We start from the raw sequence: 11,319 nt of genomic DNA on the forward strand, positions 1-11,319 counted from the left end.
AATATGTGAGGTGATTTTATGATAATGCGAAAAATCGGAGCTTTGACGTTGTCGTTGATGTTTTTGACCTTGGTTATAAAAACGTCCTATGCGGACGCCGCAGAAAATCCCGCCGAACCTGAACTTTCCGCTCAGTCGGCGGTACTGTTTTGTCCGGACAACGGTGAGGTGATTTTTCAGAAATCCGCCCATGATAAAATGAAAATTGCCAGCACAACCAAGATTATGACCACCCTTTTGACGCTGGAAGAGGCGGAAAAAGATGATAAAGTCCTTGAGTTTACTCTAGATATGGTTGCAGAGGGCAGTTCTATGTATTTGCAGGATGGCAACAAGCTCAGGCTTTCCGATTTGGCAGTGGGTATGATGCTGGCTTCCGGAAATGACGGTGCAAATGCGGCGGCTGTAACCATCGGCGGAAGTGCTGAAAAATTTGCCGAAATGATGAATAAAAGGGCGGAAGAAATAGGCATGAATGATACCCATTTTGTAACTCCCAGCGGCTTGGACTACGAAAATCACTACAGCACCGCCTACGATATGGCTTTGCTTATGGGCGAGGCTATGAAAAATCAGGACTTTGCGGAAATCGCTAAGATGAAAAACGGCTCTGTGGAGCTTATTTATCCGGAGGGTAAAATTCTTTCCTATACAAACCATAACAAGCTTCTGAGCTTGTATGAATACTGTATCGGAGGGAAAACAGGATTTACCAAAGCCGCCGGAAGATGTCTTGTGACTGCCGCCGAAAAAGACGGAGTGACTTTAATAGCCGTAACATTAAATGCCCCATCTGACTGGAATGACCATATTAACCTTTACAATTACGGTTTTTCCCTGTTAGAAAGTGTGGAGATTTCAAAGGAAAGTCTTTCGGTGGAAGTGCCTGTCGCCGGAACAGGAGAGAAAATTAAGCTCGTTCCCGATAAAAATTTGACTTTTGTGAGAAAAATCGGCGGTCAGGACTTTGACATAGAAGAAAATGTACGTTATTATATACCTAAATTTATTTATCAGCCCGTAATGTGGGATGAACCTTACGGAAAAGCTGTTGTTTATCTCGGAAATAATAAATTGGAAAGCTTTTTGCTGTTTCCGGAAAATAACTCAAATGAATGATGAAGCTGTTTTCTAATGAAAACGCATATGTGAGCAAAACCGGGATGCCAAAGGAACCACCGTCCCTTTGGCAGGAGGTTTGGAGGACGGAGTCCTTCAAGAAGGAGGAAATGAATGATTATCAGATTACAGAAGATGATGGCTGACTGCGGTGTGGCTTCCAGAAGAAAGTGTGAAGAGCTTATCGCACAGGGAAAAGTAAAGGTAAACGGAGTTGTTGCGGAAATAGGGGATAAGGTTGACCCCTATAACGATAAGGTTTTCGTAAACGGTAAAAAGCTTACCGCCGCCGCAAAGCCGAAATACAGATATATTATGCTCCATAAACCAAGAGGATATATCACAACCATGAACGATGAAAGAGGCAGAAAGTGCGTTGCGGAGCTTGTAAAGGATATTCCGGAAAGAATATATCCTGTTGGCAGACTTGACAGGGATTCAGAGGGAATGCTTCTGATGACCAATGACGGAGAATTTGCGAACATAATCACACATCCTAAGAAACATATTTATAAAGTCTACAGAGTAACGGTGCGCCCGGGAATTACCGAGGACCAGATTGTGGAAATGTCTGTGGGAATGGAAATCGACGGCTACAAAACTGCGCCTGCTGAGGTTAGAGTTATTCAAAAGCAGGAGGGAAGAGCGGTTCTGGAAATCGTGCTTAGAGAGGGCAGAAACCGTCAGATTAGAAAGATGTGCGAGAAGCTGGGAATTGAGGTTGCAAGACTGAAAAGAACAGCGGTTGGTCAGGTAAAGCTTGGTATGCTTCAGCCGGGAAAATGGCGTGAGCTTACCAAAGAAGAGGTTAAAAAGCTTACCGCCAATCCGAACCCCTCAAGGCATGTTGTCAAGAAATAAAGGCAGGGAATTTTTATGCTTACTATTTTACCATCTAAGGACAGTGAGATAATCGAAAAATGCTGTCCAGAGACAGATTGTGCAGAGGCTCTCATTTCAAGGGAAAAGGGTCAGGAAATAGGATATATCTGTGTAGAACAGGTTGGAAGCCTTTTAAAGATAATCGGAATGGAGCTTTACTACTGCCCGAATACAGAAAAACTTAGCCAAAAGGACAGAATTGACGGTGACTGCCTTGTCCGTGCGGCAGGCTCTTATGCATGGAACAGGGATATATCCGTTATGGAATGTGAAAAAAAGGAATTGTTCCACTTGCTTGTACAGCTTGGTTTTCAGCAAATTGACGATAAAGTGACGATAAATCTCAGTCAATTATTTAAACCGTGTAAAAATTAACAAAAAGAGAAATTTTTTCTTGTACTTTGACTAAATTTATAATATAATATAAACTGTGATATTTTGGGGGTAATCTAACTCAAAGATTGCCTCATTAGACTGAATTCTGACAAAGAATTAAATGGAGGAATATTAAAATGAGTATTGAACAAATGACCAAGGCAAGGGAAGCGGCAATGAATACATCCGCATATAAGAACCTGCTGAAGTTTTTTGACGAAAACAGCTTTTCTGAAATAGACGGCTTCGCAAAATCCGGCAAGAACTATGCTGAAGTTGTTGCAGGTTTTGGTATGGTAGAAGGCATGCCGGTTTATGCTTTCGCTCAGAACAGAGACGTATGCGGCGGCGCAATGAGCAAGGCTCACGCTGCTAAAGTAAAGAAGATATATGACTTGGCTTTAAAGACAGGCGCTCCTGTTGTAGGCTTCTACGACAGCATCGGCGGCAAGCTCAGAGAGGGTAACGAGCTTTTGGCTGGTTACGGCGATGTTTTGAATGCTTCCGGTCAGCTTTCCGGTGTTGTTCCTCAGATTTCCGTAATCCTCGGAAACTGCCTCGGAACAGGCGCTTTGACAGCTGCTAACGCTGACTTTATCATCATGAATAAAAAGGCTACACTTTCTCTCTCCACAATGGGTACAGAGGGAACTGCTGAGGATAACGCAAAGAAGGGTATCTCCGCTCTTACAGCAGAGAACAACGCAGAGGCTATTGCAAAGGCAAGAGAGCTTATTACATATCTCCCTTCAAATAACCTCAGCTCTTCAGCTGCTGCATTTGAGGCTGCACCTGCTGCTGCTCCTAAGTGCCCTGCTGAGATGGTTGCTGACGAGAACACTCTCTTTGAACTCTATGCAAACTACGGTTCACAGGCTGTTGTAAGCCTTGGCAGAGTTGACGGCAGAGTTGTAGGCTTTGTTGGCACAAAGGGCGAGAGCGTTGGCTATCATGCAGGCGACAAGATTGCAAAGTTTGTTCGTTTCTGCGACGCTTTCTCAATTCCTGTTATCACTTTTGTAAACAGCGAAGAATTTACTTCAATCAAGACTGCTTCTAAGGTTACAAGCGCATATGCTGAGGCAACAACTGTTAAGATTTCTGTTGTTACAGGTACTGCTGTAGGCGCTTTGTACATCGCAATGGCTGGAAGCGGCGCAAACACAGATGTTACTTTTGCTCTTCCACAGGCTATAATCTCTCCTGTTACTCCTGAGGCTGCTGCATTTATCATGGCTCCTGAGAAGATGAACGTTGTTCCTGCAAAGCAGAAGGAAGCTGCAATGAAGTTTGCACAGGCAGAGCTTTCAGCATTTAAGGCTGCTGAAAACGGCTTTGTTGAGGATGTTATCACTGAGGACGAGCTCAGAGGCAAGATTGCTGCTGCTCTTGAGATGCTTGAGGGCAAGAGAGTTCCAACACTTGCAAAGAAACATTCAACAATCTGATTAAACATATAACGACATAAAATATATTCCTGCATTAAATTATTTTACTGCGTGGGTTTAGAAAAGGGGATTTTACAATGAAAAATTTGAGAATTACAGTAAACGGCACAGCATACGACGTACAGGTTGAAGAGCTTGGCGCAGGTGCAGCTCCTGCTCCTGTTGCAGCACCGGCTCCTAAAGCAGCTCCGGCACCAAAGGCAGCTCCTGCTCCTGTTGCAGGCGGCACAGAGATTACAGCTCCTATGAACGGAACAATCGTTAATGTTCCTGTATCTGTTGGCCAGGCTGTTAAGAAGGGCGACGTATTGGTAATTCTTGAAGCTATGAAGATGGAAAACGAAATCATGGCTCCTGAGGACGGAACAGTTGCTTCTATCGCTGTTAACAAGGGCGAAGCAGTTGACTCAGGAAAGGTTCTTCTTACTTTGAAATAATCTGAATATTAAGGATGATACAAAATGGCTAAAAAGATAAAGATTACTGAAACCGCATTGCGTGACGCTCATCAGTCACTCATTGCTACAAGAATGACAACTGAGGAAATGCTTCCTATACTTGAGAAAATGGACAAGGTTGGTTTCTATTCTCTTGAGTGCTGGGGCGGCGCAACTTTCGACAGCTGTCTTAGATTTTTGAACGAGGACCCATGGCAGAGACTTCGTATTATAAGAGAGAAATGCCCTAACACAAAGCTTCAGATGCTTTTCCGTGGACAGAATATGCTGGGCTACCGTCACTATGCTGATGACGTTCTTGAATATTTCGTTCAGCGTTCAGTTGCAAACGGTATCGACATCATCAGAATTTTCGACGCTCTCAACGATATTAAAAACCTCAAAACAGCTATCAAGGCTGCAAAGAAAGAGGGCGCTCATGCTCAGGTTGCAATAAGCTACACAACAGGCCCTGTATTTACAGACGAATACTATGTTGAGTACGCTAAGAGAATTGCAGACGCAGGCGCAGATTCAATCTGCATTAAGGATATGGCTGCTCTCTTGACACCATACAACACAGAGAGCCTTGTTAAGGCTATCAAGAAAGCTGTTGACCTTCCTGTTCAGCTTCACACACACTACACTTCAGGCCTTGCATCAATGTGCCTTATGAAGGGTATCGAGGCAGGCGCTGACATTGTCGATACAGCAATCAGCCCGCTTGCTCTTGGCACATCACATGCTCCTACAGAGTCAATCGTTGCAGCTTTGCAGGGTACAGAGTACGACACAGGTATTGACCTTGTTGCTCTTACAGAAATCAGAGATTACTTTATGACTCTCCGTGAGAAGTACATAAAGAGCGGACTTCTCGACCCCAAAATGCTTGCTACAGACGCAAACGCTCTTATCTATCAGGTACCGGGCGGAATGCTTTCAAACCTTTTGAAGCAGCTTAAGGACGCAGGCAAGGAAGACAAGCTTACAGAGGTTCTCAACGAAGTTCCAAGAGTTCGTAAGGACGCAGGTTATCCTCCGCTTGTTACACCTACATCACAGATTGTTGGTACACAGGCTGTATTCAACGTAATCATGGGTCAGCGTTACAAGATGTGCACAAACGAGTTTAAGGACCTTGTTGCCGGCAAGTACGGTACAACTCCAATGCCTATCGACCCAGAGTTCAGAAAGAAGATCATCGGCGACATGAAGCCTGTAAACTGCCGTCCGGCAGACTTGCTCAAGCCAGAACTTGAGAAGCTCAGACAGGAGTTCCCTGCACAGTATCTTGAGCAGGAAGAGGATGTTCTTTCCTACGCTCAGTTCCCGAAGGTATCACTTGATTTCTTCGAGAAGAGAAGAAACGCTAAAGTTGGAATCAACTCCGACGTAGCAGACATGGAAAACAAAGTTCACCCCGTATAATTTATTTCCGACGTGCAGAACTTAGTTTTATAGGTTAACGTCATTTCACGTCGGACGAGACCTTTGTTTTAGTTCTGACATTTATGACTTAATATTATAGGTTAATGTTATTTCACGTCGGGCGAGACATTTCTATTTTATTTCCGCCTTGCAAAGCTTCCTTTAGAAAATGAAGTTCGTTTCAAGGCGGGCGAGACGATTTGTTAAACGACTTAGAATGGCTCGCTTGCGATTGGGTTTGACTTAATTTAAATAAAAAATTATTAAGGCTGTGGTTTTATCGACCACAGCCTTTTAGTTTATTAGAAAGTATTGTGATTCCAAAGGGACCACTGTCTATTTGGTAGAAGGTTTGGAGGACGTAGTTCTTCAAGGTCTAAAATATTTTCTGTGAAAAATGTTGCTTTTTTTATAGAAATGGTTGTATAATAGATTTCAAATACAGAGGTGAGAGTTTATGAAGATAAATATTAAAAACATCAGATACATTTCAATTATTTTAATCTTAGCTTATGCATATTTCTTTATTACATTCTTTATGCAATACGGCAACTTTTCCAAGCTTATTCCTACATTGATGTTTTTGGGCGTGACCCTTGTGTTTGGCGCACTGTTTTTATTTATGCATCTGCGTTATCGCTGTCCTCATTGTAACAAGCCTTTGAAATCTATGCTCTATCACAGACCTGATATTTGCAGTCATTGTTCAAAGGAGATTGACTGGGAGAAAATCGACAGAGAGCTTTAATAAAAAATAAAGTCACCGATTGCGCCTTTTGGGTTTAGTCAGTGACTTTTTGTTTATCAGAGTATTTCACGGAGCTTATCAAGAAAAGCTTCTTCGCCAACGGTATTTAGCTTAAAAAACATAGCTTGGCTTCCGCCGGCGGTGATTGCCGAAAGATGTATAGGGCCGTTTCCCTTTTGAAAGAGAGTGACGGAAAGGCTCACACGGTTGCCTCCGAATGCGCTGTAGCGTTCAAAAATCCTGACACTGCACCTTGCATCTCCGTCTACAAAATCGCTTGTGTCCTCAAGGGAGGCTGAACTGCTTCCGGAAAGAATTTCTGCCTCAATTCTTCCGATAATTCTGTTAAAATCATCATAGAGCATTTTTTCAAGCTTTGCCATTACCGCTCATCTCCTTGGCTTTTTATTTTTAGTATATCATATAATATAACTGTGTCAATGTATTTTTTATAGGAAGTGATAAAAATGAATGATATTAAAATAGGAAAATATATATGCCTTATTTTAAGGCACAAGCCCGAAATAATCGGGATTGAACTTGATAAAAACGGCTGGGCGAATATAGATGAACTTATCAACGGAGTAAAAAAGAAATACCCTGATTTCAACAGGGAAAGGCTTGAATACATAGTAAAGACGGACAACAAGCAGAGATATTCTTTAAGCGATGACAAGAGCAAAATAAGAGCAAGACAGGGACATTCAATCGATGTTGATGTGGAGCTTAAAGAGCTTACTCCGCCGGAGCTTCTGTATCACGGAACGGCGGAAAGATTTTTAGAGTCGATTATGAAAGAGGGACTTGTTCCTAAATCACGGCTTTATGTTCATCTTTCAAAGGACGTGGAAACCGCAGAGAAGGTTGGAAAACGCCACGGAAAGCCGGCTGTTTTGAAAATTGAAACAGGGAAAATGGCTGAGGATGGTTTTAAATTTTATCTGTCGGAAAATGGTGTATGGCTTACAAAAGCTGTGCCGCCAAAGTATTTAAGTTTAATATAGTAAAAATCCCCGCACTTGCAGTTATTGCAGGTGCGGGGTTATGTTTATAAATCAATTTTCTTTTTGGCTGTCGTTTATTCTGTAACAGAGAGTCATAAGACTGTCGCTCATGTGGACGTTTTCAACCACTGTGTCGGGATAAACCTTTGCTATGTCATAGTGGCTGAAATTCCAGAAATTGCGGATTCCCAGCTCGTAAAGCTTATCAATGACGTTTTCAACGCTGTTTTTTGGAATACAGAGGAAAACCGCATCGGTTTTGTTTTGACGGCAGTAATCATAAATTTCGTTGTCATTTCTGATTATTATGCCGCCCAGCTCTGTTCCGATTTTTTCAGGGTCACGGTCAAATATAGCTGTAAGCTGAAATCCTCTTTCGCTGAAATTTATATGGCGTGCCACAGCTTTGCCCAGATTTCCGGCGCCCAGCAACACTGCTTGATAGTTGTTGTTGAGCCCCAGAATATTCTCAATTTCATTTTTTAAATCTTCCACACAATATCCGTATCCCTGGTGACCGAAACCGCCGAAGCAGTTTAAATCCTGTCTTACCTGGGAAGCGGTCACATTCATTATTGACGCAAGATTTGTGGAGGAGATTTTTAAGACTCCCTCAGAGTGCAGTTCTGTCAAAAAGCGATAGTATCTTGGCAGACGCCTGATTACGGACATGGAAATCCCGTTGCTTTTTGCCATTTTACCACCTCTTTTGATTAAAGCATTGCTTTAAGTCTGCTGCCAACCTCTTCAAGGAACTCTCTTGTGTTTACTTTCTTCTTGTTCTCAAGAGTTGAAAGGAGATAGAGGTCGCCTGTCATTACGCCGTCCTCGATTGTGTCGATTGTAGCCTTTTCAAGCTTGTCTGCAAATGCTGAAAGCTCAGGAATGTTGTCAAGCTCGCCTCTTTTTCTCAATGCGCCTGACCATGCAAAGATGGTTGCAACTGAGTTTGTGGAGGTTTCCTCACCCTTGAGGTGCTTGTAATAGTGACGCTGTACTGTGCCGTGTGCAGCTTCGTACTCGTAAATTCCGTCAGGAGAAACAAGAACGCTTGTCATCATTGCAAGTGAGCCGAAAGCTGTTGCAATCATGTCGCTCATAACGTCGCCGTCGTAGTTCTTGCATGCCCAGATGTAGCCCCCTTCGCTTCTGATAACTCTTGCAACTGCGTCGTCGATAAGGGTGTAGAAATATTCGATGCCTGCGGCTTCAAATTTCTCTTTGTATTCGTTGTCATAGATTTCCTGGAAAATATCCTTGAATCTGTGGTCGTATTTCTTGCTGATTGTATCCTTTGTTGCAAACCAGATATCCTGCTTCTGGTCAAGTGCAAAGTTGAAGCATGCTCTTGCGAAGGAACCAATGCTCTTGTCAAGGTTGTGGATACCCTGGATTATGCCGTTTGAATCCTTAAATTCATGGATGAGAGATTTTTCAACTGTGCCGTCAGGCTTTGTAACGCAAAGCTCTGCCTTTGAACCCTGCTCAACAACCATTTCTGTGTTCTTGTAAACGTCGCCGTATGCATGTCTTGCAATGCAGATTGGCTTTTTCCAAGTTGGAATGTAAGGTGTGATGCCCTTAACAAGAATAGGAGTTCTGAAAACTGTACCGTCCAGAATTGCTCTGATTGTGCCGTTAGGGGACTTCCACATCTCTTTCAGGTTGTATTCAGGCATTCTTGCAGCGTTTGGTGTGATTGTAGCGCACTTAACTGCAACGCCGTATTTCTTTGTAGCCTCTGCACTGTCAAAGGTTACTTTATCGTCTGTCTCGTTTCTGTGAACAAGACCCAAATCATAATACTCTGTTTTAAGGTCGATAAAAGGTGTCAAAAGGATGTCCTTTATCATTTGCCAGATAACTCTGGTCATTTCGTCGCCGTCCATCTCCACAAGGGGAGTGGTCATTCTGATTTTTTCCATGTTAGCTGTTCTCCTTTGTATAGTTTAAAAGTCCGCCTGCAAGGATGATATCTCTTGTTCTTCCTGTAAGCTCGCACTTAGCCATAATCTTTTCGCCTGTTGTAACATTTTCAACTACAACGTCGCCGCCCTCGAGGATGATTTTCTTAACATCCGGAAGTACAAGCTCGTCGCCGAGAGAAATCTTATCATAATCGCTTTCGTTTACGAATGTGAGCGGCAAAATACCTGCGTTGATAAGGTTACTTCTGTGAATTCTTGCAAAGCTCTTAACTAAAACTGCTTTAACGCCAAGATAGAGAGGAGCCAAAGCCGCATGCTCTCTGGAAGAACCCTGACCATAGTTTGCTCCGCCTACGATTACGCTGCTTCCAAGCATCTTTGCTCTTTCAGGGAAGTCCTTATCACATACTGTGAAGCAGTAGTTAGAGATAGCAGGGATATTTGAACGAAGCGGGAGAATCTTAGCACCTGCCGGCATAATGTGGTCGGTTGTGATGTTGTCGCCAACCTTCAATGCGCAGCTTGCATTGATTGTGTCTTCCATTGGCTTTGTTGTTGGGAAAGGTTTGATGTTTGGACCTCTCAAAACCTCAACCTTGTCCATATCCTCTTCTGAAGCAGGAGGAGTAACCATGTTGTCGTTGATGAGGAACTTCTCAGGAAGCTCGATTTTAACTTCTTCACCCAAAGTAGTTGGGTCTGTGAATACGCCTGTAATTGCGGAAGCCGCTGCTGTCTCAGGGGAAACAAGGTAAATCTGTCCGTCGGCTGTGCCGCTTCTGCCCTCAAAGTTTCTGTTGAAGGTTCTAAGGGAGATACCCTTGCTGTTAGGTGACTGTCCCATACCGATACATGGGCCGCAGGCACATTCCAAAATTCTTGCGCCGGCTGCGATAAGGTCGCCCAATGCGCCGTTTAATGCCAGCATATTGTAAACCTGCTTGCTTCCCGGAGCGATTGCAAGGGAAACGTCAGGATGAACTGTCTTGCCTTTGAGGATTGCAGCTACACGCATAAGGTCGAGATAGCTGGAGTTTGTGCAGGAGCCTATGCAAACCTGGTCGATTTTGCCGCCTGCAAGATCTTCGATTGTCTTTACATTGTCAGGACTATGCGGACATGCTGCCATTGGCTTCAGTGCGCTGAGGTCGATGTCGATAACCTCGTCGTATACTGCGTCCGGATCTGAGGAAAGCTCTGTGTAATCCTCTTCTCTGCCCTGAGCCTTCAAAAATTCTCTTGTGATTTCATCTGATGGGAAGATGGAGGTTGTAGCTCCAAGCTCTGCGCCCATGTTTGTGATTGTAGCTCTTTCAGGAACTGTGAGAGTCTTTACGCCCTCTCCGCCGTACTCGATGATTTTGCCTACGCCGCCCTTAACGGACATAATTCTCAAAACCTCAAGGATAACGTCCTTAGCGGAAACCCAAGGTCTGAGCTTGCCTGTGAGGTTTACTCTTACCATTTTAGGCATTGTTATATAATATGCGCCGCCGCCCATTGCAACAGCTACGTCAAGTCCGCCTGCGCCCATTGCAAGCATTCCGATACCGCCGCCTGTAGGTGTATGGCTGTCGGAACCGATAAGTGTCTTGCCCGGCTTGCCGAATCTTTCAAGGTGAACCTGATGGCAGATACCGTTTCCCGGACGTGAGAAGTAGATGCCGTGCTTTTTGCAGACAGTCTGGATAAAGCGGTGGTCGTCTGCGTTTTCAAATCCTGTCTGGAGAGTGTTGTGGTCGATATATGCAACGCTCTTTTCTGTTTTTACTCTGGGAACTCCCATTGCCTCGAACTCAAGATAAGCCATTGTGCCTGTTGCGTCCTGAGTAAGAGTCTGGTCAATTCTAAGACCGATATCCGTTCCGGTTACCATTTCGCCGGAAAGGAGATGGTTTTTGATAATTTTCTGCGCTATAGTGTAGCCCATTATTATAACCTCCCGATTTT

Annotated in this window: 13 protein-coding genes; 9 read left to right on the top strand and 4 right to left on the bottom strand. The window is 43.8% G+C overall.

Annotation, left to right across the window (positions count from 1 at the left end; all coding sequences use genetic code 11):
• The first annotated feature begins 18 nt into the window (after nucleotides 1–18).
• The 8 genes from B5F08_RS05795 to B5F08_RS05825 all read left to right on the top strand — a co-directional run bounded on the left by B5F08_RS05795 (nucleotide 19) and on the right by B5F08_RS05825 (nucleotide 6,437).
• Nucleotides 19–1,119 (top strand): D-alanyl-D-alanine carboxypeptidase family protein, encoded by a 1,101-nt coding sequence (locus B5F08_RS05795; RefSeq protein WP_087377303.1) that lies wholly within the window; start codon nucleotides 19–21, stop codon nucleotides 1,117–1,119.
• On the top strand, nucleotides 1,116–1,265 hold the full coding sequence (locus B5F08_RS13245) for a hypothetical protein (RefSeq protein WP_158096233.1): 150 nt from the start codon (nucleotides 1,116–1,118) through the stop codon (nucleotides 1,263–1,265). Before B5F08_RS05795 ends, B5F08_RS13245 begins: the two co-directional genes overlap by 4 nt.
• Nucleotides 1,234–1,980: a pseudouridine synthase gene (locus B5F08_RS05800; RefSeq protein WP_087377305.1), complete on the top strand. Its 747-nt coding sequence runs from the start codon at nucleotides 1,234–1,236 to the stop codon at nucleotides 1,978–1,980. Before B5F08_RS13245 ends, B5F08_RS05800 begins: the two co-directional genes overlap by 32 nt.
• Nucleotides 1,981–1,995: 15 nt before the next feature.
• Nucleotides 1,996–2,376, top strand: a complete 381-nt coding sequence (locus B5F08_RS05805) for a hypothetical protein (protein ID WP_087377307.1) — start codon at nucleotides 1,996–1,998, stop codon at nucleotides 2,374–2,376.
• A gap of 137 nt (nucleotides 2,377–2,513) precedes the next feature.
• A complete protein-coding gene (locus tag B5F08_RS05810; RefSeq protein ID WP_087377309.1) occupies nucleotides 2,514–3,824 on the top strand; it encodes a carboxyl transferase domain-containing protein in 1,311 nt (436 codons plus the stop codon).
• 77 nt (nucleotides 3,825–3,901) lie between these two features.
• Entirely contained in the window at nucleotides 3,902–4,261 is a 360-nt protein-coding gene (locus B5F08_RS05815; RefSeq protein ID WP_087377311.1) for a biotin/lipoyl-containing protein, read from the top strand.
• 24 nt (nucleotides 4,262–4,285) lie between these two features.
• On the top strand, nucleotides 4,286–5,689 hold the full coding sequence (locus B5F08_RS05820; protein ID WP_087377313.1) for an oxaloacetate decarboxylase subunit alpha: 1,404 nt from the start codon (nucleotides 4,286–4,288) through the stop codon (nucleotides 5,687–5,689).
• A gap of 457 nt (nucleotides 5,690–6,146) precedes the next feature.
• Nucleotides 6,147–6,437, top strand: a complete 291-nt coding sequence (locus tag B5F08_RS05825; protein ID WP_087377315.1) for a hypothetical protein — start codon at nucleotides 6,147–6,149, stop codon at nucleotides 6,435–6,437.
• Nucleotides 6,438–6,493: 56 nt separating this feature from the next.
• Here B5F08_RS05825 and B5F08_RS05830 read toward each other — a convergent pair whose 3' ends face one another.
• Nucleotides 6,494–6,820, bottom strand: a complete 327-nt coding sequence (locus B5F08_RS05830) for a DUF6054 family protein (RefSeq protein WP_087377317.1) — start codon at nucleotides 6,818–6,820, stop codon at nucleotides 6,494–6,496.
• An 84-nt stretch (nucleotides 6,821–6,904) separates the two neighbouring features.
• On the opposite strand from B5F08_RS05830, the gene B5F08_RS05835 reads away from it, so the two are divergent.
• Entirely contained in the window at nucleotides 6,905–7,441 is a 537-nt protein-coding gene (locus tag B5F08_RS05835) for an RNA 2'-phosphotransferase (protein WP_087377319.1), read from the top strand.
• A gap of 51 nt (nucleotides 7,442–7,492) precedes the next feature.
• Here B5F08_RS05835 and B5F08_RS05840 read toward each other — a convergent pair whose 3' ends face one another.
• The 3 genes from B5F08_RS05840 to B5F08_RS05850 are packed head-to-tail and all read right to left on the bottom strand — an operon-like array spanning nucleotide 7,493 to nucleotide 11,299.
• Complete coding sequence (locus B5F08_RS05840) at nucleotides 7,493–8,137, bottom strand: redox-sensing transcriptional repressor Rex (protein ID WP_087377321.1); 645 nt, start codon at nucleotides 8,135–8,137, stop codon at nucleotides 7,493–7,495.
• A gap of 17 nt (nucleotides 8,138–8,154) precedes the next feature.
• A complete protein-coding gene (locus tag B5F08_RS05845; RefSeq protein WP_087377323.1) occupies nucleotides 8,155–9,366 on the bottom strand; it encodes an NADP-dependent isocitrate dehydrogenase in 1,212 nt (403 codons plus the stop codon).
• Nucleotide 9,367: 1 nt separating this feature from the next.
• On the bottom strand, nucleotides 9,368–11,299 hold the full coding sequence (locus tag B5F08_RS05850) for an aconitate hydratase (RefSeq protein WP_087377325.1): 1,932 nt from the start codon (nucleotides 11,297–11,299) through the stop codon (nucleotides 9,368–9,370).
• Between the last annotated feature and the right edge of the window lie 20 nt (nucleotides 11,300–11,319).

The sequence above is a fragment of the Anaeromassilibacillus sp. An172 genome (genome assembly GCF_002160515.1).
Lineage (GTDB): Bacteria > Bacillota > Clostridia > Oscillospirales > Acutalibacteraceae > Limousia > Limousia pullorum.

Bases quoted from the DNA above. Each gene is read 5' to 3' on its own strand.
- B5F08_RS05850 (WP_087377325.1), bottom strand. From the start codon at position 11,299: ATGGGCTACACTATAGCGCAGAAAATTATCAAAAACCATCTCCTTTCC.
- B5F08_RS05795 (WP_087377303.1), top strand. From the start codon at position 19: ATGATAATGCGAAAAATCGGAGCTTTGACGTTGTCGTTGATGTTTTTG.
- B5F08_RS05825 (WP_087377315.1), top strand. From the start codon at position 6,147: ATGAAGATAAATATTAAAAACATCAGATACATTTCAATTATTTTAATC.
- B5F08_RS05805 (WP_087377307.1), top strand. From the start codon at position 1,996: ATGCTTACTATTTTACCATCTAAGGACAGTGAGATAATCGAAAAATGC.
- B5F08_RS05840 (WP_087377321.1), bottom strand. From the start codon at position 8,137: ATGGCAAAAAGCAACGGGATTTCCATGTCCGTAATCAGGCGTCTGCCA.
- B5F08_RS05830 (WP_087377317.1), bottom strand. From the start codon at position 6,820: ATGGCAAAGCTTGAAAAAATGCTCTATGATGATTTTAACAGAATTATC.
- B5F08_RS05800 (WP_087377305.1), top strand. From the start codon at position 1,234: ATGATTATCAGATTACAGAAGATGATGGCTGACTGCGGTGTGGCTTCC.
- B5F08_RS05845 (WP_087377323.1), bottom strand. From the start codon at position 9,366: ATGGAAAAAATCAGAATGACCACTCCCCTTGTGGAGATGGACGGCGAC.
- B5F08_RS05820 (WP_087377313.1), top strand. From the start codon at position 4,286: ATGGCTAAAAAGATAAAGATTACTGAAACCGCATTGCGTGACGCTCAT.
- B5F08_RS05810 (WP_087377309.1), top strand. From the start codon at position 2,514: ATGAGTATTGAACAAATGACCAAGGCAAGGGAAGCGGCAATGAATACA.
- B5F08_RS05815 (WP_087377311.1), top strand. From the start codon at position 3,902: ATGAAAAATTTGAGAATTACAGTAAACGGCACAGCATACGACGTACAG.
- B5F08_RS05835 (WP_087377319.1), top strand. From the start codon at position 6,905: ATGAATGATATTAAAATAGGAAAATATATATGCCTTATTTTAAGGCAC.
- B5F08_RS13245 (WP_158096233.1), top strand. From the start codon at position 1,116: ATGATGAAGCTGTTTTCTAATGAAAACGCATATGTGAGCAAAACCGGG.